The organism is Martinezella tropici, from assembly GCF_008370325.1.
Lineage (GTDB): Bacteria > Pseudomonadota > Alphaproteobacteria > Rhizobiales > Rhizobiaceae > Rhizobium > Rhizobium tropici_B.
Genome location: NZ_VNIP01000013.1, coordinates 26,032 through 50,445 on the forward strand (window position 1 = coordinate 26,032; position 24,414 = coordinate 50,445).

Sequence of the window (24,414 nt, forward strand, 5' to 3'; positions counted from 1 at the left end):
TTCATACGCAAACTGAATGGATGTCTGATACGTTCACACACTACCGCACCTTCGTTCGCGTCGTTGAGACCGGCTCTTTTACCTCCGTCGCTCGCGAGTACAACACCTCGCAGCCGACGATTTCTCGTCATATTGCCGTCCTCGAAGATCATCTGGGCTGCCTTTTGTTTCAACGTACAACAAGGGCACTGACGCTCACCGACGACGGGCGCGTCTTCTACGAATATGCCCGCCGCACGCTTGAGGCTGCCGCGGAGGCTGAGAGCACTGTCGGACGTCGAAAAGGAACGCCAACCGGGATGTTGAAGTTAGCGTGCTCTGGGGTCTTCGGCCGTCTGCACGTGATCCCCCGGCTGCCGCGGTTTCGCACACTTTTCCCGCATGTACAGATAACGCTAATGATGGAAGACAGGTATTCCGACCTGGTCGAAGAGGGCATCGATCTGGCTATCCGCATCGGCGAAGTCGGCGACACCTCCTTGGTTGTCCGGAAGATCGGAAGCTCGCAATTTTCTGTGGTCGCCACTCCAGAGTATCTGGCCGGTCGTCAAATACCGCTGCACCCGGTAGAGTTGCTCGGCCACGACTGCATCGTTTATCACCGAACCATGACGGGGCCGAAGTGGAGCTTCATCGGTCCAGATGGGCCGTTCTCAATCACTGCGGGCGGTCCGATATACGTCAACACGACAGAGGCGGTTCGCGAAGCGGTTCTTCAGGGCTTAGGGATAGGGCAGGTCCCCACTTGGCATTTCATCGACGGGGAAATTGAGAATGGTCAACTTCGGGTTCTTCTCCGAGGGTTCGAAACTTCACCTTTGCCGATAAGTGCCGTCTATCCGTCCCGCCGGTACTTGCCGCATAAGGTGCGCGCGGCAATCGATTTCTTTGCTTCGGAATTTGACGCAGATCCTAGGCTGCGGGCGAGGCGACAAGATTGACACATTTCTCCGCTTCACCGAGAGGGTTGTTTAGATGGATTTGAGCAGCGTTTTGCGTAACGTGCCCATATGCGCGCGCATCGTCAGATCAGAGGAGAGATCGAGTACCTGGCGCGTGCGGCCATGGGAAAGTCAGACTGAATTTCTCCCTCATTGATCGCGTAGCAGAAGCGGCGTTCCACCGGCGCCGCGCCGGCAGCTAAGGCATCCTTGAGGAACTGCGTGACCTCAGCGTGTCCGCGATCGGGTCTGAACCAAGGGTGGCAACGAACGCTCGCTCCCGTTTTCTTGATCGCAGTCATCCTTTCCTCTCGCCAATTTGATGAGGCAGGAAATTGCTCTCCATGACGCGCTGCGTTAGGTGGCTGATGGATCAACAGAGGTTTTCCGTCCCATGCTATCGCGTCTTTCTACCGTTGTTCTACTTCTACTCGCCATGCCGTCCGTCACCGTTGCCAGTGTCGCTTGTGGCGGCAATGTCGCATGCCTAGTAGCAGGTGGAAACTATCGGATCGAGTTGCCCAAGGAGGGTAATGTGAAGGGCATGTATGTGTATTTTCACGGTTACAAAAGTTCGGCGGAGCTGCAGATGCAGCAACGTTCGCTTGTCGACATGACCCTCTCGCATCACCTCGCCTTCGTCGCGGTGGACGGAATCGATGGCAGTTGGTCGTTTCCCCACAGCGCTCGTCCCGGACGGAACGAAAGGACTTTTGTCGCCGATGTTCTCGATGATCTGCGACAACGCTATGGTTTTACGCCTGATAGAACCGTCATCGGAGGTTTTTCCATCGGCGCCTCGATGGCCTGGTACACGGCTTGCCAGCAAGGGGACAAGGCAGTCGCCATGATCACCTTCTCTGGCGTCTTCTGGGACCCGCTTCCAAAGGCCGAGGATTGTGTCGCGAATGTTCCACCGATCATCCACTTTCACGGCACCGCCGACCAGACCTTTCCATTGGCCGGCCGCGCCCTTGGCGCAAGCTTTCACCAGGGAAACGCCTTTGACAGCATGGCGATCCTGCGTTCACGCGCCAAATGTGATGTAAAGAATGCGAAGACAATCACGCTCGACGGCATCAAGTGCGACGATGTCCCCGGCTGCATCCGGGGAGACAGCATCATGTGCATTCACAATGGCGGCCACGAGGCCCGCGCCGACATGCTCGATGCTGGTTTGACAGCCATTGGCTTTCCACGCTGATGGTATTCCCGAAAATTAGCTGAAGCTCTTTGTAACAACCGGGCAGCACCTTGCGAACTAGGAGGCAGCAAGTGTTCAGCCTTGGCGAAGTTCGTCCCGGACGTTCGGTCCAACCGTTACAAAGGAAACTTGATCATGCTGCATTCTATCGTATGTCCCAGCATCGGCCATTCCATCATTCATCACTTCGGAGAAGGTGCGGCTGTCTGGGGGCAAGTAATCACACCAAGCATCGCGCACCTTATTCAGTCCCAGCGCGAACTCCCGATTGATTTCTCTCGTGTCCGCCCCGGTATTGTCTTCGAAGTCGAGACCGCCGCCGCGATGCTGCCACATGTCATCGATGCTTCGACATTGCGGCTTCATGTCGGGGCGACTCCATTTCGCCACACGGCCGGTCGGCCGTACGCGACGATCGAATCCGTTGTACGCATTGATGTCGGCGGCGACTGCACCCTTAAGGTCTGGGGACGCGCTACGGCAGAGGATCGGCTGCTGCAGGAGCAATCTCGTACCCGCGATGCCGCCTCGACAATACCGGTTATCTTTACCGTGACATTCTGGGAGATCTCACGGGCAAGCGATAGCAGCTTCGACCAACTGCGGCGCGAATCTGCCGATAAGGATCGCGAGATTCAGCGGCTTCGGTCTCAAGTCACGCTCGCAATGTGTTCGCAGTAGCGCCTCTGCACAGAACGCACGAACTCGTGAACGGTGCGAGATGTAACGACCGACAGATAAGCTGCGTATCGGGGTCGTTCGTCTCAACCGCAAAGGAAAAGACCATGACTTTCATCCCGCGAATTGTGCCCATTGCGGCGGCTACTGTTCTTGCATTGTCGTCGGCGTCGATCGCCTTCGCCGACGAAATTTATGTAACCAATGGCGTCGCCATCAACGGTTACGACCCCGTTGCCTACTTCACCGATCACAAGCCGGTTAAGGGCACGCAGGAATTCTCGACCTCCTACAAGGATGCGACGTTCTATTTTGCTTCAGCGTCGCATCGTGATGCATTCGCGAAGGATCCGGAACATTACGCTCCCCAATATGGCGGATACTGCGCCTACGGGACCGCTGAGGGCCACAAAGCTCCTACCCAGCCGCAGGCCTTCACGGTCGTCGATGACAAACTCTATCTCAACTACAACGACAAAGTTCTCGGAACCTGGCGCTCGGATATCAGCGGCTACATCAAAAAGGCAAATACCAACTGGGACGCGGTGAGAGCGCAGCCTGCTCCATGACTGACGCTTTCACCAAGAGCCGCCTGCCCAAGTTTCTGGGCGGGCGGGACGCTGAAGCTATTTTGGGATCCCAAAGCATGATCAATCCACCTCGTATTTCGCATCACCATTCGAACCGACTTCGCGAGTGTCAAAGGTCGGTGGTGACCGATCTTAACGCCCTCATCGATGCTGCGACCGCCATTGGCTGGGACAGGCAGGAGGTTATTGCCGGTCTCGCCGATCTCTTGGACACCGAACCTTCGGATGCGGATAGCTTGCTGCGGGCAATGGCCGGCTATGTTGGTCAGCCGACGCGACACGTCGCATAACCCCTCGTATTTTTGTGTTCTATGAGCAAGGCATGCGCTCCCTAGCCTCTATCTTCTTTCTCATTTCTGTCGCCGGCTCGGTGTCCGCGGCCGAGACGCCGCTTGCGATGAACGATGCGTTCAAGTTTTCGGTAGATCGGACGAATAGCGGTGGCATTCATATGCATTGGGAAATGCCGCCAGGATACTATCTATACCGGCAGTACCTTTCTGCCAAAGCCTCCGACGGTAGCCCCATTCAATTGCTGACCATGCCGGGTATCGAAAGAGACGACCCCAATTTCGGCAAGTCGGAAGTCTACTTTGATCGCGCCGATGCGGAAATCGGTTCTGTCAGTTCCGCAGTGACCGTCACCTATCAGGGGTGCCAGGAGCACGGTCTCTGCTATCCTCCCGCTCGACGTGCCATCGATCCTGGAACGCTAGCGGTCTCTGAAGAGCCTGTGTTTTCTCCGCCGACAGGCGGACACTCGGCATGGTCCAAGACCGCACCAGCAGACAAAACAAACGATACACAAACATCCGCGAGCGTCGCACCCGTGACAGCAGCGGCGGGTCAGGACGATATCGTCGGTGGCCTGCTGTCACGCGGCGGTGTTCCGCTTCTTCTTGTCACGTACGTCGCGTTTGGCTTCCTCTTGGCGTTTACGCCGTGTGTCTTCCCGCTTTATCCGATCCTTGCCGCCACGCTCGCGCGAGAAGGAGAAAAGCTGAATGTGCGACGCGGCTTCGTTCTGTCTGCAAGTTATGCAATCGCACTCGCCTCAGCGTTCGCGATTTTCGGGGCGGCGGCGGCCTGGACGGGAAAAAATCTGCAGATCGCCCTGCAATCACCAATCACGACTGGCGCCGTTAGCGTCACTTTTCGCCCTCCTGGCGCTGTCGATGTTTGGACTGTATGAACTACAACTTCCCTCGGCATGGGTGGCAGGTCTTAGCCGCTTCGGCAAGCGAGGCGGTGGCTCGGTTGGGTCGGCTGCGGTGCTTGGATTCTCTTCCGCGTTCATCATAGGTCCATGCGTGACGGCGCCACTTGCGGGGGCGCTGCTCTACGTTGCTCGCACCGGAGATATCGCTCTCGGGGCAGGCCTGCTGTTTGCGCTCGGACTTGGCAAAGGTATTCCGCTGATCATTTTCGGGACCGCCGGCGGTCAGGCTCTGCCGCGAGCGGGAGCATGGATGAGCTCCGTCAAGCATGTCTTCGGCTTTGTTTTTTTCGCATTTGCGATCTGGATGGCGGAGCCGGTGATTCCCGAATGGTTGCCTCTTGGTCTCTGGGGTGTCTGGGCTATGGCGATTGCAGTTTTCCTGGGGGCGTTTGATGTTACAAAGGGTCGCAGCACGCCGATGCGAATGGGCCTGCAGGCACTGGGTCTGATCGCGGCCGTCTATGCTGTGATACTCATCGTCGGCCTCGCGGCCGGTTCCATCGATCCGGTACGACCGCTCAACGGGCTTGGCGGCGTGCAAACCGTCTCTCGGACAAACCCGGAAGCGCGGATGGCACTGCTTACTTCAAGGTCGCAGCTCAGTGCTGAGCTCGATGCGGCGCGTTCGGACGGAAAGGCGAGCCTTGTCTATTTCACCGCCGATTGGTGCGTGAGTTGCCGCTCGATCGATCGCAATGTTTTTTCCCAGAAGAAGATTGCTGATGCCCTCACGCCGCTGAAGACGTTCAAAGTCGACCTTACGAATATCGGTGCCGATCAGCGCGATCTGATGCGTGCACTAGACGTCGTCGGACCGCCGACGATGATTTTCTTCCGCGCGGATCAACGGGAAGCAAAAGCTGGCCGACTAGTCGGCGAATTCGGCGCCGATCAAGTCTTGAAGGCAGTTTCGGTCGCGGGTGCCGGCACCTAGTCGCACGGTCGTCAAATTCGAGAATAGGAGAAGGATATGTTCAATCGCAGGCAATTTCTGTCGGTCGTGGCTGGCAGCACTCTTGCATCCACCCTGCCAGTAAGGTCCGGCTTTGCCGCCCAGCTGACACAGAAGGAAGTGTTTCGCGATCCCGATGCTCCGGTTCTCGGGAATCTGAAAGGTGACGTGACGATCGTTGAGTTTTTCGACTATCAATGTCCCTATTGCAAAAAGAGTCATCCGGACGTCAAGGCAGCCGTTGCCGAAGATGGCAATGTCCGGCTGGTCATGAAGGATTGGCCTGTGTTCGGCGACGCATCCGTATTTGCGTCGCAAGCCGTGCTCGGCGCAAACGAGATCGGCGCCTACGAAAAAGCCATGGATGCGTTGATGGCAACGCCCGCCTCTCTGAGTGAAGACGATGTGAAAAGGCTTCTGACCACGGCAGGCCTCGATCTCTCAAAGATTGCAGAGGCTGTTCAACAGAACGACAAGAAGATCTCCGACCTTCTTACCCGAAATTATAATCAGGCAATGGCCTTTAATTTCGCTGGTACACCGTCCTTCGTTATTGGCACGGCAACCTATTCCGGTCTTCTCGGTAAGGATCAGCTTCATGATGCGATTAAACAGGCTCGCGCGACCTGATCACAGATGAAACCCCGATATAGGAGGAATGAATTGAAGGAGACTCAACAACTGTGGGAATGGCGCGAGAAGATCGCAAATCTCTACTACGAGGTACGTTCTAGCCCGGACGCGGTTGCTGCCTGGGGGCTTTGGTGCGACACCCGTTCGACCCTGTTTCGCGACCATCCTCAGTCGCCAATTGAACCGGCGGACCGCAAGGCGTTCGAAGGGCCGACTATATTTCCTTACGATCCCTCACTGCGTCTGACGGTGCAGCTTGCCCCAGTAACGTCGGAACGGATCACCGTCGCAACAGGAGCGGATGGTGACCTGTCGATGCATGCGTTCGCCCGCACAAGCGGGCTGGAGGCCAGATTGGGCGGCGAATTGACCCTTTACTGGATTGAGGGGTACGGCGGTGGCGTGTTCCTGCCGTTTGCCGACGCGACCTCGGGGACCGAGACGTACGGTGGTGGCCGATATCTCCTCGACACCATCAAGGGAGCAGATCTTGGGGTTGTCAGCCCAGACGGCACACTGGTGCTCGATTTCAACTTCTCCTATTTTCCTTCGTGCGCCTATTCGTCCCGCTATGTCTGCCCACTAGCGCCGTCGGGCAATCGACTGAAAGGCCCGGTGAGAGCCGGGGAACGGCTACCTATCTCGAAATGAGCAGTGCCGGCGCAGAGGTCTGAATCTTGGTAGTCGGCCAATCAACCGTTTTTGAAGTTTGGGCCGACAAGGAAGCTTATTCTACTGATATTCGAACGTTTGCGCCAAGCGGTGCTCCCATGTCCACACGTGGCGCGTTGGAGACATGGCAGCCCGTGCTTTTGGGCTAGAACAGCCGTCTCGTCAGGGCGGCAATCCTTACGCTGAACGCCGTTCCTCCCATTCAACCTTGGTGTTCGCCCCCTTCAGGCTACCGGTTGTTTTCCAGATCCCATAGAAGGGCGAGGATGTCGTCGCGATCCTGATCGACATGCGGCGGCGCCCGGTCAAAGCGCACTGGGGTCGCTGACATCTTCAGCGGATTTCCGAGAAGCCGGAGAGGCGGTCCATCCTGCGTCGGCACCTCCACCACCATCTCCCGTGCTAGCGTGTGCGCATTGGAAACGACTTGATCGATCGTTGCCACCCGGCCGGCGGGTACTTGAGCTGCGATAAGACGCCGTTCCCAGTTTCCCGCCGTGTCGGCGCGGAAGGCATTGGTTACCAGTTCATCCAGCGCGTCGATGTTGATGACCCTGTCGCGGTTGCGGGCAAACCGTTCGTCGTCGATAAGTTCAGGCGTCCCGATCACCGCGCAAAAGCGTGCAAATTGCTGATCATTGCCGACGGCAATCGCGATCTCCCCATTGGCGGTCGGGAAGGTCTGATAGGGCGCGATGTTGGGATGCCGGTTGCCGATGCGCCCTGGCACTTTGCCGGAAACGAGATGGTTCGTCGCCGCGTTGATCAGCCATGCCACCTGTGTGTCGTAGAGGGCGAGATCGATATACTGGCCCTCTCCGGTGTGATCGCGATGACGAAGGGCGGCGAGAATGCCGACGGTGGCATACATGCCGCACATGACGTCGGCAATGCCAAGGCCGACCTTGACAGGACGACCGCCATTGGCGTCGCTGTCGCCGGTAATGCTCATGATCCCGCCCATGGCTTGGATCAGGAAATCGTAGCCGGTGCGATCGGCATAAGGCCCGGTCTGGCCGAAGCCGGAAATCGCGCACCAGACGATATCCGGTTTGACCTTCCAGATGTCGTCGTAGCCGAGGCCGCGGCGGGCCAGATCTCCCGGCTTGTAGTTTTCGACGACGACATCGGAAATCGCCGCCAGCCGTTTGACGAGGGCTACCCCCTCGTCGGTGGCCAGATCGACCGCGATCGATCGCTTGTTGCGGTTGGCGGAAAGAAAATATGCGCTGAGATCACTGTCGCTGCCGTCGGCATTCGGGACAAAGGGTGGACCCCAGCCACGCGTGTCATCACCATTGCCGGGCCGCTCGACCTTGATGACATCGGCTCCGAGATCGGCGAGAAGCTGTGTCGCTGTCGGACCGGCAAGGATACGGGAGAGATCGAGGACACGCAGACCTGCTAGACTGGCGGGTTTCTGATGATCGGGCATTGATGCCTCACGATTTCCAGGGGGAGGATTTGAACCAACGGACGAGGTAAGCCGTGCCGAGCAGGGTCATGAACCCGAATAGGTTGCCGACGCCCTCGGCGGCGGCCGTACGGCCGGCGTGATCAAGCGCAATACCGATCGGCTGAGCGATCACCATGCCGGTGATGAAGACGGCAAGCGATTGCTGGCCGACGACGGTCAAAACCCGAACGATCGGACCGCGCAGCCGCGCACCTTTCTCGCCGACCACATGGACGGCGATGTAGCAGAGCGCCATGAAGTGAACAAAGCGCAGCAAACCGAAGTCGGTCTTGTCGGTGAGTGGAGCAATGCGCGCCGCGGCCATCTGGAAAAAGGGGTGAACCTCCTGGAAACGGACCCATGCGAAGGGCACCGTCGCGATCACGATGGCGACAGCGAGCGCCATCAGGCGGCGGTCGTAGCCTGGTGCCGGTAGGGCGCCTCGCATCAAGAAGAAACCGGTGAAGAAGAGGAACTGCCAGCCGAACGGATCGAAGAACCAGGGGCGATCCGACCATGGCTCTGCCGGCAACCGCGTCAGGCCGAACTGCGCGGCAAGCCATATACCGGACATCAGCAGGAATGGCAGGTAGCGGTTCGCCTTCGACGCGAAGATCATTACTGGCATCAGCGCCAGGATGACGATGTACATCGGCAGGATATCGAAATAGTTCGGCACGTAGGTCAGCGTCAGCAAGCCCACCAGCAGATGGCCGGGATCCTTAATGAACGGGACAAGGTTCAGACTGTCGACATAAGTGACGCCATCATAGCGCGTTCCGGCGACCACCATGATGGCGGCAACCACGATGAAGACGGAGATATGAGCCCAGAAGATCTGCCAGACGCGCTGGGCCACGCGCGCGATCAGCGCTATTGCGCCGTTGCGGTCATAAGTCGAACCGAATGCGATGGCCGAGGCCATGCCGGATTGGAAGACGAACATCTCGGTCGCATCGGAGAAGCCGAAGCGGGCGGGAATCCAAAGCGCCCAACCGTCGCTGGGGATGTGCGCAAGCAGGATAATGAGCATGCCGACGCCGCGGAAAAAGTCGAGGCGCGGGTCGCGTGGACGTCTTGTCTTCTGACCGAGCGGCGCTATCGCGGGTGCGGCATCAGAAGGCACCGTCGTAGGCGCTGGAATCAAACCTGCAGGCAATGAGGCTAAAACTCTTGCGTCTGCCGGCAGCCTCAAGCTCGTTACGGAAGTCATCGATCGTCTCCACATTCACGCCGTAGCCGCCGAACCCAAAGGCCACGGCGGCAAAATCTGTCTCACCGAGGGTGACCCCCGCTGGCGCTAGGCCGGCCGAAGCCTGTTTCATCGCGATCAGCGCGAGGCTGCGATCCTGAAACAGGACGATCGTCAGCGGCAAGCCGAGATCCCGAACGGTCGCAAGTTCGCCAATACCCATCTCCAGGCCACCATCCCCCATGACCGCAAACACCCGCCGCGAGCGGTCGGCGACTTTTGCGCCGATCGCCAGCGGCAAAGCGGCGTTCATCGTGCAGAAGCCCGCCGACTGCAGGAGGGAGAGAGGTCTCGCCGCGCGCCATTTCTGCGAGAGCAGAATACGGTGGGCACCGCTGTCGACCGTGACCAGGCCATCTGTCCCGGCTGCTTCATTCAACTGATCGACAATGGCATGCGGACCCCACGCGTCCCTGGTCGAGAAGACGCGGTCAAGCTCGGCTTTCGCCTCGGCCGGCTCGCCGCCCGCCCAGGCCTTGCGCTCGACGAGCGAACCGTTGAGCGCCTGTAACATGCTTCTCGTTTCCGCCGAAATCCACGTTCCAGCATGATGCATCCCATGGTCGGGCAGTGTTTTGGAAATATCGATGAGCTTCGTCTGGTCGGCCCCGAAATCGAGCCACCCAAGCCGCATTTCGATTGGGTCATAGCCAAAGGCAAGCACCAGATCCGCCTTCTCGAACAAGGGGAGCAGAACGCGGTCGGCAAGCGGCGACAGGCCGGCGCCGCCAAGCGACAGCGGGTGGTCCTCGGGGATAATGCCCTTCGCCTTGTAGGTCGTGATAACAGGTGCTCCAATCGTCTCGGCCAGGTGTTGCAGCGATGGGCCGGCGCTGCTGCGTACCGCTTCCAGGCCGGCGATAATCAACGGCCGGTCGGCCACGCGGATACGCTCTGACAGAGCGCGAACGGCCGGATCGGTCACCCCAGCGCTTGTGTTAAGACGGTTCGGGGGGACGGCCACCGAGACATTCGGAACGATCATCGCTGCCACGGCGGGCGAAAGGTCGAGATGCACAGGGCCCATCGGCTCCGCCGTCGCGATTGCAAGGGCGCGAGCGATGGTAGAGGTGGCGCTTTCCGGTTCGATTTCGAACGAAGCTTTGACGAGCGGACGCAGAAGCTGCGCGTGGTCGATCACCTGATGGGTATAGCGAGCCCGGGTGGCTCGATCGACAACGCCGGAAATGACGATCAGCGGAACGCGCTCCTGGACCGCGTCAGCGATGCCGTTGACTGCGTTTGCAAGACCCGGGCCGACAGTCGTTACCAGTAGTTCGGGATTTCCGGTAATGGCGCTGGCACCCGCTGCCATGATGGCGGCTGACGTCTCGTGACGTGCCAGGTTAAATGCGATGCCAGCAGCCTGCAAGGCATCGATCAGAGTGACGACCTCTCCGCCCGGCACGCCGAAGGCATGACGCACCCGGTATGCGTGGAGCGTCTTTGCCACGATATCGGCAACGCGATCAGTTTTTTGAGATTGAGACATTGCAAGCAAGCCATTTCACAGAGGGATATCTTGGGTGAGAAGCCTGCCCGGCGGATGGATGGTGGGACCGGGCAGGCCTCTTGTGCGACACCTTAGCGTTCGGTCTGGCGGACGACGAACGCGACGACGGTGCCGAAGAGGATATGGCCGATCAGTGAGGCCCAGGTCAGCGTGATGAAGCCGAGAAATGCAGGCAATCCAGCGAGCAAATGAGCCATAACATAAAGAGCGAATACCCAGAGGCCGACGCCGAAGCCGATACCCGTCAGAAGCAGCGGCAGTTTCGGAACGATCAGTCTCTGCAGGGGACGTGCAATGAACAGATAGCCGATCGGATAGAAGATGATGCCGACAGTCGCGTGAATAGCCTCGGCCAGCAGCAGATTGTTGAAGCCGAAGACCGATTGGACAAGGGCTGCAGGTTCTAGTGGGCCGCCGACCCAGAGTGGAGTAATGAGGCGGGCCCAGATCTCCCAGGTAATATCGGCCGCGAGGCCGGCGAGCACGATCGTGCGGCCAAGACTTGGCTGGATTTCGGGAAAGACGCTTGTCTTGTTCATTTCCATCATAGACATTGAACTTCTCCTTTTCGAAAAGATGATCAGGCCGACAGGCGCATGCCGACGGAGCGTTCGATCGACTCGAAAAGCCGGTCGTCAGCCTTCAGCTGCTGGCGGATTTGGCCGATGCGATAGACAGCAGCGCTATCGCCGCCGGCGCCGACCGCCTTTGCCAAGGCGAGAACGAAAAAGTCACGCTGGGCATTGCTGCCACCGATCTTCGGCAGATTGGCAACCATTCGATCGATCATCCGCTGATCGGCGGGCGCATCGAGGCCGGCAAGAACTCGCGCCATCGGAACGCCGATCTCAGCAGCGATACGGGCCTGATCGTCCATGCCGAGAGCCTTGACATCGATCTGGGCCACAAGTTCTGAGACGCCCTCGCGATCGCCGACCGCCACCAGTGCGGCCAGGTTATGAAGGGCCGCAAAGATCAACGTCGTATCGCTTTTGCGCTGTTGAGCGATTTCGGCAACATCCATCCAGCGGTTGCCGACATGCACCCCCGATTGCTCAAGGCGCCACAATAGCGAGATCGCATTGGCCATATCCCGGAAGTCGTCCGTCTGCTGCGGCCGGACTTCGTCATCGTAAAGTTCGAGGACGCGATCATGGTCGCCGCGCTCAAGGTGAAGCAAGCCGAGATGCCAGGCCATGTGGAACGAGAAATTGTTGCATCGTGACCAGGCTTTACGGCTGCCCTCCAGCCAATCGATGCCTTGCTTGGCGTCGCCTTGCATCTCGAAAACGTGAGAGACGGCGTGCAGACCCCAGGAATCGTCCGGTTGGAGCGCCACCGCCCGCTGGCCGACTTTCAAAGCTTCATCGTACCGTCCGTGTTCCTCGAGCGAAAACGCATGGCAACCCAGCACAAAACCCGCAGCATTGCTTGCCGGGTCGATAGACCGTGCAGCACGGGTGCTGGCAGCCAGCATGCCGCCGGCATCGCCGATCATGAAACGAAGCGCGTGGGCGAGCTTGAACGGCAGGAATGTCGCGGGGCGATCTTCGAAACCGGTATCCAGAATTCGGGCGGCCTGCGCAAAGAGACCACTTTCTGCGGCTTCAAGTGCTGCGACCAAGATACGTTCATCGGCTGTCCCGCCGTTCTTTTGCACAAGAGCGGCGCGTGCATCAACAAGTGCTGCGGTAGCGACCGTTGTCAGTTCCGAGCGAGCCAGAATGAGATTGGCGAAACCCTTCAGCGCATGGCCAGCAACATGATGTGGATCTGCTGCAAGCGTCGCTTGCAGAGCAGCTCCGGTATTCGGCCTGTGCGCGGCGATTCCAAATACCGCATTCTCGAATGCCCGCTGTGCTTCTGCATTTTCCGTGCCGGTTGCGAGATCATATGCATCGCGTTTCATGCTATTCTCCTTGAGGAGGGCCCATCAGCTCGATTGGAAAATCTGAAGCTCAGGTCCGACAATGGCATTTACGGTTGTGCCATCGGGTTCGTTACATCGGTCGGTATTTTTTTCGGTGCTGCAGCAAAGAGTCTTGAGCGTAATGACAATGGAAAAGTTTTAAAACATATGTAACAAAATGGATGTCTAGTTCGTAAGAAGCACAACAGCATTCACATCGGCTGAATGAGGGAGACCCCAATGCAAGACGCACCAAGCAGTGGAATCGTCGTGATGGTGACAGGCGCAGCTGGCAATCTCGGTGGAGCAGTCGTCACCGAGTTGTTTGACAGCGGCGCGAAAATCGCGGCCGTCGAGCGACATCTACGAGATCCCGGTTTTCGCGCGAAAAGCGGGCAAACAGGCGAAATCCTAGAGCTCGACGGCATCGACCTGGCCGACCTTTCCGCATGTCAGGACGCCGTTCGGCGATCGCTTGACGCATTTGGCCGGATCGATGCCTTGGTCAACACGGTTGGCGGTTTCCAAACCGGTGCAGTCGCGGAGCAGGATTACGATCAATGGGACCATATGTTCCAGATAAATGCCCGCACCGCCTACGCGATCAGCGCTGCGGTCCTGAAACCGATGCAGCAAGTAGGTTACGGGCGTATCGTTCACATTGCAGCGGCACCCGGGCTGAAGGCTGGTGCCAACCAGGCGGCCTATGCCGCGTCGAAGAGCGCGGTTATCCGCCTGACGGAAGCGATCGCCGCCGAGAACCGCAACAAGCGTATCACGGCAAATTGTATCCTGCCTGGTACAATCGACACGCCGCAAAATCGGGCCGCAATGCCGAGTGCAAAGACCGATGGCTGGGTCCAGCCGGCCGATATCGCCAAGCTGATCGGCTTTCTTATTTCGCCGGCTGGTGGAATTGTCACCGGCGCGGCGATCCCGGCAATCGGACCGGTGTGAGGATCTCATGTTTGGTTCGACCGATCCGGTATCCGCAGGATTGATGCTGTGGGCGGGCATTGGCCTTATCGTTGCCGCAGCGTTTCTGCTTTATGGCTTCGACAAGGTCGACCCCGGTGCTCACGATGCCTATGCAGTGAGGCCTCTTCTGATCCCCGGCCTAGTTCTCCTTTGGCCGGTTGTCGTCTGGCGCTGGCGGAGCCTCGCGAAGGGAGCAAAGTAATGCAGCGTCGACATCGTCGCGCCCACACGGCGATCTGGAGCGGACTTGCAATCGCTCTCCCACTTTTGCTTGCCATCATCATTGCAAGCGCTTCGAAACTACCGCCCGACGCGCCGGCGATCCGTCTCGACGGCAAAGTCACTGAGGGGGCGCAACCATGAGCGTATCCTACAGGCCGGTCATCTGGAACCGGACCAAGATGATCTACGACGGCGTCCTGCTGGCGGGGATCGCGATCTACATTCTGATCTTCCTGAAAGCTGGCCCGCTCCTATCGCCGGCGTTGCGCGATGTCGATCTTCCCACCCAGCGTATGCGGGCTTTCGGTTCTCTGGCGCTGCTGATGCTGACGATCGTGCTTGCGATCGGACCGCTCGCGCGCATCGATACACGCTTTATTCCGCTGCTCTACAACAGACGTCACTTCGGCGTGATGACTGCGATCGTCGCCGCGACGCATGCCTATTACGTGCTCGGCTGGTATTTTTCTTACAGCCCGACGCCGCAACTGACGGCACTTTTTACCAGCAATACCAGCTTCACAAGTATTGCAGGTTTTCCCTTCGAGCTTTTCGGCGTCTTTGCGCTTATCATTCTAGCTATTCTCGCAGCTACCAGCCACGACTTTTGGCTCTCCTTCCTGACACCGCCCTTGTGGAAGGCGATCCACATGAGCGTTTATTTTGCTTACGCGGCGATCATATTGCATGTGGCGCTTGGGGCACTGCTCGATCGCCACGATCTCGCCCTTGGGCTACTGCTGGTCGGCGGTTTGGTGCTGCTCTCAACGCTGCATCTGATCGCTGGACGCCGCGAAGTTGAGGCCGATGCTGCCGCTTCCGCCAAAGCCCCAGAGGAGCCTTGGATCGTCGTCGGTGATCTTACCGAGATCGCCGAGGGCAGGGCGATCATCGGCGCGTCTCCAGGGGGCGAACGCATCGCGGTGTTTCGCTCAAAGGGCGGCTTGTCAGCCGTGTCGAATGTCTGCTCGCACCAGAACGGGCCGATCGGCGAAGGCAAGGTCGTTATCGGTTTCATCACGTGTCCGTGGCATGGCTACCAATATCGCCCGGAGGACGGCTGTTCGCCCCCGCCCTTCCGCGAGCGTATCCGTAAATATCGTGTCCAGCTTCGGGGATCGAGCGTGCTCGTCGATCCCGAACCATTACCACTCGGAACGAAACTGGAGCCGTTTCCAATTCCGGCAGACGTGCTTGCTGCGCCTGCAAGCACGTCAAAGCAAGGAGGAGCGTGATGCTGAAGCCAGCTGAACGCGGATTTTTTGTTGGCTATTTCAAGAAGGTGCCGTCCGATGTCAGGGCACTGATGATCGGCTTCATCGTGTTTTTTGTCGCCGGCATGGCCTCAGCTTCGGTGCTCCTGTCTCTCAATACTGAAAGTCCCGGCGCCGGGAGCTACGCCGACGAACTGCATGGCGAGCATCTGACAGGCACGATGGAGGTCAAGCCATATCCGATATTGCGCGTGCCCGGCACTGGAACGACGCCGCCGCGCGCCATCATGCTGGCGGGTTCGGGCAAATTCGGTGTTGACGACCGGGCCCTCCCCCTTGCCGGCAAGGCCGCTCGGGTGGGCGGCATCTTCGTCAAGCGTGGAGATCTCGAAATGCTGCTCGTCGGCGGCGGAGACGAATTGAAGGCCGCTGACCCGCAGGCTTCCGCGGCTCCGGTGCTCTCGCCGCCGCAGAATCTTGGGCGCTGGCGATTGACGGGTGAGATTTGCGATGGAAAATGCGGAGGGGGCGCGATGAAGCCGGGGACGGGCCTCGCGCACAAAGCCTGCGCCAATCTTTGCATTTCAGGCGGGGTTCCGCCCGTGTTTGTCTCAACCGCGCCGGTTGATGGCCGCATCTTCTTTATGCTCGCATCTAAGGACGGTGGACCTATGCCGGCAGGGCTGCTCGACAAGACCAGCGTGCCAGTGGTGCTTGAAGGAACTATCGAACGCCGCGACGACCTATTCATCTTCAAGGTCGAGCGCTTCGCCGGCGGAGCAGGCGCATGACCGATCGCGTCTCAAGCTTTGGACGTCATTTGTTTGGTCTGTCGCTGGCGACGATCGCAGCAATTGTGATCGTCGTCATCTGGGAATATGGTCTCGACTACCTCGACGGCACGCCATTCGAGGAATTGCGATACGTGATCTTCGGCATCGCAGCGATCGGGTTGCTTTCGGGTTTGAACAGCGTCATGCCAAAATTGATGCGGTAGTCGGGCACGTTAAGTGGCAAAAGGGCTTGCCTCTTAGTCGTTGAACGATCGCGAACAATGACACTGGCACTTGTGCGCCAAGTGCTTGCAAGGAGGCTTTCACGACTTTGGCGGTTCGCGCTGGTGTTTTCTCTTGAGCCTACAGTCCCTGATCATCTGGAGACCACCATACGAGAGATCAATCGCACGCTCCTGGCGGCAAGGACGGCATTTTTTTGCGCACACCACCGCCGATCTGTAACGTTTTCCGGTGTCGTTGCGAAAAGAGTTGGCTCACCTTTTCCCTGCGGGGTGAAGGCCGAGAGTCGATCCTAACATTCGTCCAGAAAGGCAGGTCATCGTGGAAATCAATATCGAAGATACACCCAAGGAAATCGATGAGGAGCATATTCGTCATCACGCCTATATGCTCTGGCTCGAAGACGGTCAGCCCGAGGGAAAAGCTGACGAGCATTGGCACAGGGCGCGAGACGCCGCCGCCAAAGAAACGGTAGCTGAACCCAAGAGCTCAAAGAAGAAAATCTCGTGATATATTCGGGCAGGCAGTCACCTGCCCGAAACCCACTCCGCACTGCTGTTGGTTCCATGATCTTTAATGCTTCGATCTTCAAGACCACCGAAGGCAAACGTCTCCTCGGAACGGCGGATGGCGTTGGTTGGCGCCGATGGGGACCCTATCTGGCGGAGCGCCAATGGGGAACTGTACGGGAAGACTACAGTGCCAATGGTGATGCATGGAATGCGCTCACCTTTGACCATGCTCGCAGTCGCGCCTATCGCTGGGGTGAAGATGGAATTGCCGGCTTTTGTGATCAGAGCATGCGATGGTGCCTGGGATTGGCGTTGTGGAACGGCCGGGACGAAATACTCAAGGAACGGCTGTTCGGCCTCAGCAATGAGCAGGGCAATCATGGAGAAGACGTCAAGGAGGTCTACCACTACCTCGATGCCACACCGACGCACTCCTATCAGAAGATGGTCTATCGCTATCCGCAGGATGCCTTTCCCTATGAAGATCTGGTACGCGTTAACGGACAACGCTCGCGGTTGGAGCCGGAGTACGAACTTGCCGACACCGGCATTTTTGCCGATGGCCGCTTTTTTGATATCACGGTCGAATACGCCAAGGCGGCACCCGATGACATCCTGATGCGGATATCGGTCAAGAATGCTGCACGCAGCGCCGCTCGCATCCACGTTCTCCCGCACATCTGGGCACGAAACACATGGTCATGGAAACCCGGCGGTGAACGACCAGTCCTCAATGCGACTGCGTCGGGCGACGTGCTTGCGTTCCGTGCCGGCAAGAAGACGTGGCGCTGGAGCAACGACGGTGCCGCGAAGCTGCTGTTTTGTGAAAACGAAACCAACGCGCCTCTTTTGTTTGGATCGCCGGGCCTTGGCCCGTTCAAGGATGGCATCAACGATTACGTCGTCAACGCAATGAAGACCGCCGTCAGCGCCGATGGACGCGGAACCAAGGCGGCGGCACACGTCGTTCTCGATCTGCCGGCGCTAGGAAGCCGGGAGATCCGGATACGCTGGCGCCCGGACGGCATTGCAAACGAACCTTTCGAAGATTTCGGCGTGATCTTCAACCAGCGCATCGCAGAGGCAAACGAATTTTACGAGGTTGTGCAGGCCGGTATCCCTAATGCAGATGCTCGCAAAATTCATCGGCAGGCGGTCGCAGGCATGCTGTGGTCAAAGCAGGTTTATTACTTTGACGTTCCGATCTGGCTGGCCGGGGACCCGGCTCAACCAACGCCGCCAACCGAGCGGCTGCAGGGCCGAAACGCCGGCTGGCGCCATCTCAACAATGCCGACGTCATCTCAATGCCGGATACGTGGGAATATCCTTGGTATGCGGCCTGGGATCTCGCTTTCCATTGTGTATCGCTCGCTCTGGTCGATCCGGGGTTTGCCAAGGATCAGCTCGTTCTTTTCACACGTGAGTGGTTCATGCATCCGAACGGCCAGCTCCCAGCCTACGAATGGGAGTTCGGCGACGTCAATCCGCCGGTTCATGCGTGGGCAGCGCTAAAGGTCTATCAGACGGACCGTAACCATACCGGTGTCGCCGATACCGATTTTCTAAAGAGAATATTTCACAAGCTGATGCTGAACTTCACCTGGTGGGTCAACCGCAAGGACAGTGGGGGCCGAAATATCTTTCAGGGTGGCTTTCTCGGTCTCGATAACATCAGCCCGTTCAATCGCTCGGAAATCCTGCCGGACGGCGCTTCAATCGACCAGGCCGACGGCACGGCCTGGATGGCTATGTATGCGCTAAACCTGATGCGCATTGCGCTCGAATTGTCGATGACGGATCCCGTGTACGAGGATATTGCGACAAAATTCTTCGAGCATTTCCTCTCGATCGCCGGCGCGATGGCTGACGTAGCAGGCAGCGGGCAAAGCCTTTGGCACGAAGCCGATGGCTTTTTCTACGACACGCTCCATACGAGAGGGGGCCAGATCCAGGCGATTCCAGCAAGGTCGATGGTTGGACTCATCCCGATCTTTGCAGTCGAGGTCCTCGATCAGGCGATGCTCGACAAAGTTCCGGAGTTTTCGAAACGCCTGCACTGGTTCCTCCAGCACAGGCCGCAGCTCGCAAACCTGGTTCCCAAATGGACTGAACCTGGATCAGACGAACGAATCCTCCTTTCGTTGTTGCACGGCGATCGCCTCAGAGACCTGCTTCGCCGCATGCTCGATGAGGACGAGTTCCTTGCTGACTTCGGTGTGCGATCGATGTCGAAGGCTCATCTTGAGGCTCCTTGTGATCTTGCCTTTGCCGGTATGCGCTTTGACGCCACCTATACGCCCGGTGAGTCCGTGAACGGACTCTTCGGGGGCAACTCAAATTGGCGAGGGCCGATCTGGATGCCAGTCAACTTTCTGCTCATCGACTCCCTGCGGAAGTTCCACGCCTACTTTGGCGAGAATTACCGTGTGGAATGCCCTGCCGGTTCGGGTGTCATGCTCAGTCTCGCCGGCGTCGCCGACGAACTGAGCCGACGCTTACAACAGCTTTTCACCGCAGACGCCATCGGGCAGCGAATCTCGCTGGCGTCGGATTCGGTGATTGATGACAATCTGCTGTTCCACGAGTATTTCCACGGCGATACCGGCGAGGGCCTCGGCGCGTCCCATCAAACTGGCTGGACCGCGCTTATTGCGAATCTCATCCAATGGTAACGTTTTGCTCTTTGGACGTCGCGATTGATCGCAACCACTGCTGAAACGGCGATCGAATTTTAGGAGGTGGCCTGCGGATAATCAGGAGGATGCGATTGCTGCGTGAAGGTCATGCGAGGCGGGTGTGCAGACGTTGGAGCCACCATCCCAGCCACGGGAAGACGAGGAACAGCAATTTTTTTGCCCGCGATTGTAACGAAACGAGTTTCCCCAGCGAAGTCGGACGAGGATTGACCTTGTCGCTTGGGGACATTTGATGACGGCTGAAAATCTGCTACACGACCACTCGAAGGCGCGCGAATTCTTAAATGAGGCAATGACATTTCACGCTTCTGGCGATCTTGACCGCGCGGAGCAGTGTTATGTCGAGGTGCTGAACCATGGCTACCGGGCCGCGGACATTTTACCGTTGCTCGCCGGCGTAGTCGGAGCCAGGGGAAAGTACGAGACTGCGATTTCTTACTGGAGCCAGCTACTTCAGATCCGACCCGACCACCCGGTTGCGCTTCTGGAAAAAGGCGCTCTGCATTTGAAGGTTGGAGAGGCGGTGGAAGCAGTCCATTGCTTCGAGGCCGCCACGCTGGGCTCCCCAGGCAATATGCTTGCCCTCAACAATCTTGCTGTCGCGCTTACCCAAGCCAATCGACAGCACGATGCTCTGGAGAAGTTCCGCACTCTGGTGCGCCATCAACCGGGAAACGTTCTGGCTCAACATCAGGTACGCCGCTTAACGTCAAGAATCGTTCCGTTCTGGCATATTCCCATGCTGAACGACGCTCGCCGCAATGACGCCTTCGAAGCGGCCATCACAAAGGCAATCGCCGAGCGAGGGCCAGATGCGCGCGTTCTCGATATAGGCACCGGCAGCGGGCTCCTGTCGATGATGGCTGCGAGAGCCGGGGCAAAACATGTTGTCACCTGCGAGGTCGTGCCGGTGATCGCCGCGACCGCAAAAGAGATTGTCGAGCAGAATGGCTTTTCCGATCGCATCGTCGTCGTCAACAAGAGCTCATCCGAGCTTGTTGTCGGTCAGGACATTGACCGCCGCGCCGATATCCTTGTTTCCGAGATCCTGTCCAGCGACCTTCTTGCCGAAGACGTTCTCTCGACCTTCGAGGACGCGCACAAGCGGCTGATCAATGACGACGCTCTCATCATCCCGCGCAGCGCTATAGCGGTAGGCTGCCTTGTGGAGAGCGAGATCTTGAACAAATATGCATTTGTCGACAGGGTTTCAGGCTTTGATGTCTCCGGTTTTGCGTCCCTCGCGCCGAACAAGCTTCCCGTGCATGGAACAATGACGGAATGGAAGCGGTTGTCTCACGATGTCGACCTCCAGGTCGTTGATCTCACCGGTACGATCCACAGCGAGGAATACCGCGTGATCGACATTCCAGTTACATTCAGTGGAATGGCGGCCGGCATGGTGCAGTGGCTGAAAATCGACCTTGCCGAAGGGATCGAATTCGAGAACCATCCTGACGATTATTCCGATGGGGGATGGTTGCAGATCCTGCATCCTTTCCAAACACCGGTACCTGTCGAGGAGGGTTCGGTGTTCAGGGTCATCGTTGGTCATGATCGCAACAGTTTGGTCGTCATGGCGGCACCCGCCACCGGCTGAGAACGTCCTGCAATTCTTTGCTCACGAGAGGAAAGTCGGTGCCACAACAGATCAAGGCCTTCGTCTTCGATGCCTACGGCACGCTTTACGACGTCCAGTCGGTCGAGCAAGTTGTAGAGGGTGCCTATCCGGGCTACGGGAGCGTGATCACGGCCATATGGCGAATAAAGCAACTTGAATATACCTGGCTGACGTCGCTGATGGGGAGATATGAGGACTTTTGGAACCTGACGAAGCGCGCCCTTGAATACACGCTGCGCTCGCTTCATCTGGATGCCAATCCACAACGTGTAGAAAATCTCGCCGCCGCCTATTTCAGTCTCCAACCTTACGACGACGCACGAGATTGCCTGGAGCGCTTGGCGACGCAAAAGCGTGCAATTCTCTCGAACGGCAGCCCTGCGATGCTGTATAGTCTGGTGAAGAACTCCAGCTTCGAGCGATTTTTCGATCGCATTTTGAGCGTTGACAGCAGACGAGTATTCAAACCGGCCAAGGACGCCTACGCCTTGATCGAGCAAGAGCTTGGCGTGACACCCGAACAGGTGGTCTTCGTGTCGTCGAACGGATTCGATATCTGCGGCGCGAAGAATTATGGTTTCACGGTTGTGCGTGTTGCACGCTCTATCAACCGTGTCGGGACCGCGTTCCCTCTGAAGATCGACGAGCGGGCGTTATTCGATCTTCTGCGCGCTCAGGCCGAAACGTTGGATCAATCGGCAGATGTGACTGTCCGTTCGTTGGCAGAAATTCCTGACTTATTCGGCGGCCCCGGACGAGGCGCCTGATGTACCTTTATGTTAAGGCAATCCATGTCTTTGCCGTCATCGTCTTTATTGCAGGGATGCTGACAACGGCATTTGCTCTACGGGCAGTCGCGACAGTGCCACAGGATGTAAGCGCCCGCCGGCTCGGGGGAATCGTTCTGCAGTGGGACGGGCTGGTCACGACGCCGGCGCTCGCTGTGGTTTGGGTTGCAGGCTTCACGATGGCATTCGGCGCCGGTTGGAGCAGTTCGCTCTGGCTTTTGCTGAAGTTGGTTCCAGCCGCCTTCCTGACCGGTCTGCATACGCTTCAAGGGATTGCTTTGAAGCGTCAGCTCCGGGCAGGGCAATCGACCGCGCTGCTCCGCTGGTTGCCGCTTGCTATCATTCTTACTTTTGCGACGATCGATTGGTTGGCTGTCACCAAGCCGTTCTGAAGTGACGTAACAACCATTTCTGACTGGTACCTGTCTTTCTTGTCACGTGTAGCGTTTTGACCGGCTTAGGATGGAGACGCTGTTGACGCCCGAGTTACCCATCCGCTGTTTTCTTCGTTCGATACCATCTCTATGCCGGACTCAGCAGCGGTCCTGCATTGCCGGTGGGCAATGTTGTTGACGAGCAACCCGTAAAACGCACCGGATAGAAGAGCAGATAGCCGCTCCTCTTGCCAGACCCGCGGCTTGAATGTCGTCCAGTTTTTTCCTTCAGTGCGGTCGCGAAAAATAGCTCGACGGCTACGCGCATCCGAGACCGCCTTGGTTCTATCGAGCGTATAAAGATTTGAGCGAGAAAGTCGCGTTGCCATCGCCACTTCGTGACAGATCTGACTCAAACTCAAATGTGAATCGTTCCCGCCTTGAATTCTAGAACAAACGAATTAAAACCATAAGAACGGAAAATTGGGAGCCACCCGGCGGACGTTATGGGCGTGCAAAAGACACTGGCGGCTTTCAAGCAGGAGTTCGCGCGTACCGCGCCTGAAGGACGCGTGGCGCTGTACGAGTCGAAAATCGCAGAATTGCGAGTGAGCTCTCTATTTGATGGCGCCCTTCGAACGGGCGAAAGCGTGCCCGATTTCCGTCTGCTTGGTGCGAAGGGAAACCTAGTTTCGCTCCATGACGAAATTGCCTCCGGCCCCATCGTTGTCACCTTCTATCGCGGTGGATGGTGCCCGTACTGCAATTTGCAATTGAAGGCGTACCAGGAAATCCTGCCACAGATACAGTCGTATGGTGCTAAACTCATCGCCATCTCGCCCGAACTTCCCGATCAGTATCTGACCACAGCCGAACAGAATGCCCTGGCGTTCGACGTCCTGAGCGATCTTGGCAACAGGGTCGCCAGATCGTTCGGTATCGTGTTTACCTTGCCGGAAGAGCTACGTGCCGCGATGATTGCCAATGGCAAGGCGCTGCCCGGAATCAATGGCGACGAAAGCTGGGAACTCCCTGTTCCGGCGACCTTCGTTATCGACACAAACGCTACCGCTGTTCTCGCGCATATCGACGTTGACTACCGCAACAGGCTCGAGCCTGACGAAATTGTCGCCGCACTCAAATCGCTTTCGCTTCAATGAATCCGGACGCGTCACTTGCCCCTGCCGCTGAGGGCCGGCGTCCGTTCACTCACCTGCTTCGGAGATCCAGATGATCCGCTTTTACTTTCACCCGACGCCCAACCCCGCCAAGGTGGCGTTGTTTCTGGAAGAGGCCGGCCTTGCCTATGAGATTATCCCCGTCGATACCAGCAAGGGGGAGCAGCATTTGCCAGCCTTCCGGACGATCAATCCAAACGGCAAAGTGCCTGCCATCGTAGACACGGACGGCCCCGGTGGAAAGGAAACAAGGGTTTTCGATTCCACGGCGATCCTCATCTATCTCGGTGAGAAGACCGGCAAGTTTTTGGGCTCACCTGAGGACCGACCCGAATTGCTCTCGTGGCTGATGTTTCTCGCCTCCGGCCTGGGACCGTTCTCGGGTCAGGCTGTCCACTTTCAGCATGCTGCTCCTGAAGGGCTTGACTACGCGGTCAACCGTTATCGCCGCGAGGCTGAACGGCACTATCAGGTCTTGGATGATCATCTGGAAGGAAGGTCCTTCATTGTCGGCAGCGACTATACGATCGCGGACATGTCAGCATGGGGGTGGCTGGACCGGGCTTCGCGGGTGCTGAAGGGGGCGGAAGATCCGTTCGCGGCCTATCCCAATCTGAAGCGGCTGTTTGAGATGGTCGATGCTCGTCCTGCGGTCGCACGCAGTCGCGAAGTAGGAAGGGATCACGCCTTCAAGCGGGTCAACGACGAGGAGACGAAGAGGGCCCTTTTTCCGTCGAACTACCCGCCGGCAAAGTGAGTCGAGAATAATGCATTTCCGAAGTAAAAGACTGCTCC

The 24,414-nt window shown here is 57.9% G+C and carries 28 protein-coding genes; 22 read left to right on the forward strand and 6 right to left on the reverse strand.

The window, feature by feature from the left end; all coding sequences use genetic code 11:
* Nucleotides 1–20: 20 nt before the first annotated feature.
* On the forward strand, nucleotides 21–941 hold the full coding sequence (locus FP026_RS25040) for a LysR family transcriptional regulator (RefSeq protein WP_149637293.1): 921 nt from the start codon (nucleotides 21–23) through the stop codon (nucleotides 939–941).
* A gap of 83 nt (nucleotides 942–1,024) precedes the next feature.
* On the opposite strand, the gene FP026_RS25045 is transcribed toward FP026_RS25040, so the two are convergent.
* Nucleotides 1,025–1,243 (reverse strand): hypothetical protein, encoded by a 219-nt coding sequence (locus tag FP026_RS25045; RefSeq protein ID WP_188112680.1) that lies wholly within the window; start codon nucleotides 1,241–1,243, stop codon nucleotides 1,025–1,027.
* Between the two features lie 59 nt (nucleotides 1,244–1,302).
* On the opposite strand from FP026_RS25045, the gene FP026_RS25050 reads away from it, so the two are divergent.
* From FP026_RS25050 to FP026_RS25085, 8 genes are all read left to right on the forward strand, one after another.
* The gene (locus FP026_RS25050) at nucleotides 1,303–2,145 is read left to right on the forward strand and encodes an alpha/beta hydrolase family esterase (protein ID WP_246665440.1); all 843 of its coding nucleotides are present in this window, start codon (nucleotides 1,303–1,305) and stop codon (nucleotides 2,143–2,145) included.
* A 135-nt stretch (nucleotides 2,146–2,280) separates the two neighbouring features.
* On the forward strand, nucleotides 2,281–2,826 hold the full coding sequence (locus FP026_RS25055) for a hypothetical protein (protein WP_149637294.1): 546 nt from the start codon (nucleotides 2,281–2,283) through the stop codon (nucleotides 2,824–2,826).
* 104 nt (nucleotides 2,827–2,930) lie between these two features.
* Nucleotides 2,931–3,392 (forward strand): YHS domain-containing (seleno)protein, encoded by a 462-nt coding sequence (locus FP026_RS25060; protein ID WP_149637295.1) that lies wholly within the window; start codon nucleotides 2,931–2,933, stop codon nucleotides 3,390–3,392.
* Complete coding sequence (locus tag FP026_RS25065; RefSeq protein WP_149637296.1) at nucleotides 3,389–3,703, forward strand: hypothetical protein; 315 nt, start codon at nucleotides 3,389–3,391, stop codon at nucleotides 3,701–3,703. The genes FP026_RS25060 and FP026_RS25065 overlap by 4 nt, the downstream gene beginning before the upstream one ends.
* 32 nt (nucleotides 3,704–3,735) lie before the next feature.
* Nucleotides 3,736–4,605 carry a protein-disulfide reductase DsbD domain-containing protein gene (locus tag FP026_RS25070; RefSeq protein ID WP_149637297.1) on the forward strand — a complete coding sequence of 290 codons (870 nt, stop codon included), beginning with the start codon at nucleotides 3,736–3,738 and terminating at the stop codon, nucleotides 4,603–4,605.
* A gap of 277 nt (nucleotides 4,606–4,882) precedes the next feature.
* The gene (locus tag FP026_RS30335; RefSeq protein WP_188112681.1) at nucleotides 4,883–5,566 is read left to right on the forward strand and encodes a thioredoxin fold domain-containing protein; all 684 of its coding nucleotides are present in this window, start codon (nucleotides 4,883–4,885) and stop codon (nucleotides 5,564–5,566) included.
* A gap of 36 nt (nucleotides 5,567–5,602) precedes the next feature.
* A complete protein-coding gene (locus FP026_RS25080) occupies nucleotides 5,603–6,214 on the forward strand; it encodes a DsbA family protein (RefSeq protein ID WP_149637299.1) in 612 nt (203 codons plus the stop codon).
* 6 nt (nucleotides 6,215–6,220) lie between these two features.
* Nucleotides 6,221–6,868 carry a DUF1684 domain-containing protein gene (locus tag FP026_RS25085; RefSeq protein ID WP_149637300.1) on the forward strand — a complete coding sequence of 216 codons (648 nt, stop codon included), beginning with the start codon at nucleotides 6,221–6,223 and terminating at the stop codon, nucleotides 6,866–6,868.
* Between the two features lie 250 nt (nucleotides 6,869–7,118).
* Here FP026_RS25085 and FP026_RS25090 read toward each other — a convergent pair whose 3' ends face one another.
* The 5 genes from FP026_RS25090 to FP026_RS25110 form a co-directional block, all read right to left on the reverse strand.
* Nucleotides 7,119–8,324 (reverse strand): CaiB/BaiF CoA transferase family protein, encoded by a 1,206-nt coding sequence (locus FP026_RS25090; RefSeq protein WP_149637301.1) that lies wholly within the window; start codon nucleotides 8,322–8,324, stop codon nucleotides 7,119–7,121.
* 7 nt (nucleotides 8,325–8,331) lie between these two features.
* Nucleotides 8,332–9,489, reverse strand: coding sequence for an OpgC family protein (locus tag FP026_RS25095; RefSeq protein WP_149637412.1), 1,158 nt, complete (start codon nucleotides 9,487–9,489; stop codon nucleotides 8,332–8,334).
* Entirely contained in the window at nucleotides 9,461–11,089 is a 1,629-nt protein-coding gene (locus tag FP026_RS25100) for a thiamine pyrophosphate-binding protein (protein WP_149637302.1), read from the reverse strand. The genes FP026_RS25095 and FP026_RS25100 overlap by 29 nt, the downstream gene beginning before the upstream one ends.
* A gap of 92 nt (nucleotides 11,090–11,181) precedes the next feature.
* Nucleotides 11,182–11,664, reverse strand: a complete 483-nt coding sequence (locus FP026_RS25105) for a hypothetical protein (protein WP_149637303.1) — start codon at nucleotides 11,662–11,664, stop codon at nucleotides 11,182–11,184.
* A 26-nt stretch (nucleotides 11,665–11,690) separates the two neighbouring features.
* The gene (locus tag FP026_RS25110; RefSeq protein WP_149637304.1) at nucleotides 11,691–13,019 is read right to left on the reverse strand and encodes a tetratricopeptide repeat protein; all 1,329 of its coding nucleotides are present in this window, start codon (nucleotides 13,017–13,019) and stop codon (nucleotides 11,691–11,693) included.
* Between the two features lie 240 nt (nucleotides 13,020–13,259).
* Here FP026_RS25110 and FP026_RS25115 point away from each other — a divergent pair, with 240 nt between their 5' ends.
* The 13 genes from FP026_RS25115 (at nucleotide 13,260) to FP026_RS25170 (ending at nucleotide 24,376) form a co-directional block, all read left to right on the forward strand.
* Entirely contained in the window at nucleotides 13,260–13,976 is a 717-nt protein-coding gene (locus FP026_RS25115) for an SDR family NAD(P)-dependent oxidoreductase (RefSeq protein WP_149637305.1), read from the forward strand.
* A gap of 7 nt (nucleotides 13,977–13,983) precedes the next feature.
* Entirely contained in the window at nucleotides 13,984–14,199 is a 216-nt protein-coding gene (locus FP026_RS25120; protein WP_149637306.1) for a hypothetical protein, read from the forward strand.
* Complete coding sequence (locus FP026_RS30340; RefSeq protein WP_188112682.1) at nucleotides 14,199–14,360, forward strand: hypothetical protein; 162 nt, start codon at nucleotides 14,199–14,201, stop codon at nucleotides 14,358–14,360. Before FP026_RS25120 ends, FP026_RS30340 begins: the two co-directional genes overlap by 1 nt.
* Nucleotides 14,357–15,454, forward strand: coding sequence for a Rieske (2Fe-2S) protein (locus FP026_RS25125; RefSeq protein WP_149637307.1), 1,098 nt, complete (start codon nucleotides 14,357–14,359; stop codon nucleotides 15,452–15,454). Before FP026_RS30340 ends, FP026_RS25125 begins: the two co-directional genes overlap by 4 nt.
* Nucleotides 15,454–16,224 (forward strand): hypothetical protein, encoded by a 771-nt coding sequence (locus FP026_RS25130; RefSeq protein ID WP_149637308.1) that lies wholly within the window; start codon nucleotides 15,454–15,456, stop codon nucleotides 16,222–16,224. The genes FP026_RS25125 and FP026_RS25130 overlap by 1 nt, the downstream gene beginning before the upstream one ends.
* On the forward strand, nucleotides 16,221–16,430 hold the full coding sequence (locus tag FP026_RS25135) for a hypothetical protein (protein WP_149637309.1): 210 nt from the start codon (nucleotides 16,221–16,223) through the stop codon (nucleotides 16,428–16,430). The genes FP026_RS25130 and FP026_RS25135 overlap by 4 nt, the downstream gene beginning before the upstream one ends.
* Before the next feature lie 340 nt (nucleotides 16,431–16,770).
* Nucleotides 16,771–16,959 carry a DUF2934 domain-containing protein gene (locus FP026_RS25140; protein ID WP_149637310.1) on the forward strand — a complete coding sequence of 63 codons (189 nt, stop codon included), beginning with the start codon at nucleotides 16,771–16,773 and terminating at the stop codon, nucleotides 16,957–16,959.
* 56 nt (nucleotides 16,960–17,015) lie between these two features.
* The gene (locus FP026_RS25145; protein WP_246665444.1) at nucleotides 17,016–19,634 is read left to right on the forward strand and encodes an MGH1-like glycoside hydrolase domain-containing protein; all 2,619 of its coding nucleotides are present in this window, start codon (nucleotides 17,016–17,018) and stop codon (nucleotides 19,632–19,634) included.
* Nucleotides 19,635–19,890: 256 nt separating this feature from the next.
* Entirely contained in the window at nucleotides 19,891–21,258 is a 1,368-nt protein-coding gene (locus FP026_RS25150; protein WP_149637414.1) for a 50S ribosomal protein L11 methyltransferase, read from the forward strand.
* Nucleotides 21,259–21,296: 38 nt separating this feature from the next.
* Nucleotides 21,297–22,046, forward strand: coding sequence for a haloacid dehalogenase type II (locus FP026_RS25155; RefSeq protein WP_246665445.1), 750 nt, complete (start codon nucleotides 21,297–21,299; stop codon nucleotides 22,044–22,046).
* A complete protein-coding gene (locus tag FP026_RS25160; RefSeq protein WP_149637311.1) occupies nucleotides 22,046–22,459 on the forward strand; it encodes a CopD family protein in 414 nt (137 codons plus the stop codon). The genes FP026_RS25155 and FP026_RS25160 overlap by 1 nt, the downstream gene beginning before the upstream one ends.
* Before the next feature lie 488 nt (nucleotides 22,460–22,947).
* Nucleotides 22,948–23,601 (forward strand): peroxiredoxin-like family protein, encoded by a 654-nt coding sequence (locus FP026_RS25165; RefSeq protein ID WP_149637312.1) that lies wholly within the window; start codon nucleotides 22,948–22,950, stop codon nucleotides 23,599–23,601.
* 70 nt (nucleotides 23,602–23,671) lie between these two features.
* Nucleotides 23,672–24,376 (forward strand): glutathione S-transferase family protein, encoded by a 705-nt coding sequence (locus FP026_RS25170; protein ID WP_149637313.1) that lies wholly within the window; start codon nucleotides 23,672–23,674, stop codon nucleotides 24,374–24,376.
* Nucleotides 24,377–24,414: the final 38 nt, after the last annotated feature.

Bases quoted from the DNA above. Each gene is read 5' to 3' on its own strand.
- FP026_RS25040 (WP_149637293.1), top strand. From the start codon at position 21: ATGTCTGATACGTTCACACACTACCGCACCTTCGTTCGCGTCGTTGAG.
- FP026_RS25045 (WP_188112680.1), bottom strand. From the start codon at position 1,243: ATGACTGCGATCAAGAAAACGGGAGCGAGCGTTCGTTGCCACCCTTGG.
- FP026_RS25055 (WP_149637294.1), top strand. From the start codon at position 2,281: ATGCTGCATTCTATCGTATGTCCCAGCATCGGCCATTCCATCATTCAT.
- FP026_RS25060 (WP_149637295.1), top strand. From the start codon at position 2,931: ATGACTTTCATCCCGCGAATTGTGCCCATTGCGGCGGCTACTGTTCTT.
- FP026_RS25065 (WP_149637296.1), top strand. From the start codon at position 3,389: ATGACTGACGCTTTCACCAAGAGCCGCCTGCCCAAGTTTCTGGGCGGG.
- FP026_RS25070 (WP_149637297.1), top strand. From the start codon at position 3,736: ATGCGCTCCCTAGCCTCTATCTTCTTTCTCATTTCTGTCGCCGGCTCG.
- FP026_RS30335 (WP_188112681.1), top strand. From the start codon at position 4,883: ATGAGCTCCGTCAAGCATGTCTTCGGCTTTGTTTTTTTCGCATTTGCG.
- FP026_RS25080 (WP_149637299.1), top strand. From the start codon at position 5,603: ATGTTCAATCGCAGGCAATTTCTGTCGGTCGTGGCTGGCAGCACTCTT.
- FP026_RS25085 (WP_149637300.1), top strand. From the start codon at position 6,221: ATGAAACCCCGATATAGGAGGAATGAATTGAAGGAGACTCAACAACTG.
- FP026_RS25090 (WP_149637301.1), bottom strand. From the start codon at position 8,324: ATGCCCGATCATCAGAAACCCGCCAGTCTAGCAGGTCTGCGTGTCCTC.
- FP026_RS25100 (WP_149637302.1), bottom strand. From the start codon at position 11,089: ATGTCTCAATCTCAAAAAACTGATCGCGTTGCCGATATCGTGGCAAAG.
- FP026_RS25105 (WP_149637303.1), bottom strand. From the start codon at position 11,664: ATGTCTATGATGGAAATGAACAAGACAAGCGTCTTTCCCGAAATCCAG.
- FP026_RS25110 (WP_149637304.1), bottom strand. From the start codon at position 13,019: ATGAAACGCGATGCATATGATCTCGCAACCGGCACGGAAAATGCAGAA.
- FP026_RS25115 (WP_149637305.1), top strand. From the start codon at position 13,260: ATGCAAGACGCACCAAGCAGTGGAATCGTCGTGATGGTGACAGGCGCA.
- FP026_RS25120 (WP_149637306.1), top strand. From the start codon at position 13,984: ATGTTTGGTTCGACCGATCCGGTATCCGCAGGATTGATGCTGTGGGCG.
- FP026_RS30340 (WP_188112682.1), top strand. From the start codon at position 14,199: ATGCAGCGTCGACATCGTCGCGCCCACACGGCGATCTGGAGCGGACTT.
- FP026_RS25125 (WP_149637307.1), top strand. From the start codon at position 14,357: ATGAGCGTATCCTACAGGCCGGTCATCTGGAACCGGACCAAGATGATC.
- FP026_RS25130 (WP_149637308.1), top strand. From the start codon at position 15,454: ATGCTGAAGCCAGCTGAACGCGGATTTTTTGTTGGCTATTTCAAGAAG.
- FP026_RS25135 (WP_149637309.1), top strand. From the start codon at position 16,221: ATGACCGATCGCGTCTCAAGCTTTGGACGTCATTTGTTTGGTCTGTCG.
- FP026_RS25145 (WP_246665444.1), top strand. From the start codon at position 17,016: ATGATCTTTAATGCTTCGATCTTCAAGACCACCGAAGGCAAACGTCTC.
- FP026_RS25150 (WP_149637414.1), top strand. From the start codon at position 19,891: ATGACGGCTGAAAATCTGCTACACGACCACTCGAAGGCGCGCGAATTC.
- FP026_RS25160 (WP_149637311.1), top strand. From the start codon at position 22,046: ATGTACCTTTATGTTAAGGCAATCCATGTCTTTGCCGTCATCGTCTTT.
- FP026_RS25165 (WP_149637312.1), top strand. From the start codon at position 22,948: ATGGGCGTGCAAAAGACACTGGCGGCTTTCAAGCAGGAGTTCGCGCGT.
- FP026_RS25170 (WP_149637313.1), top strand. From the start codon at position 23,672: ATGATCCGCTTTTACTTTCACCCGACGCCCAACCCCGCCAAGGTGGCG.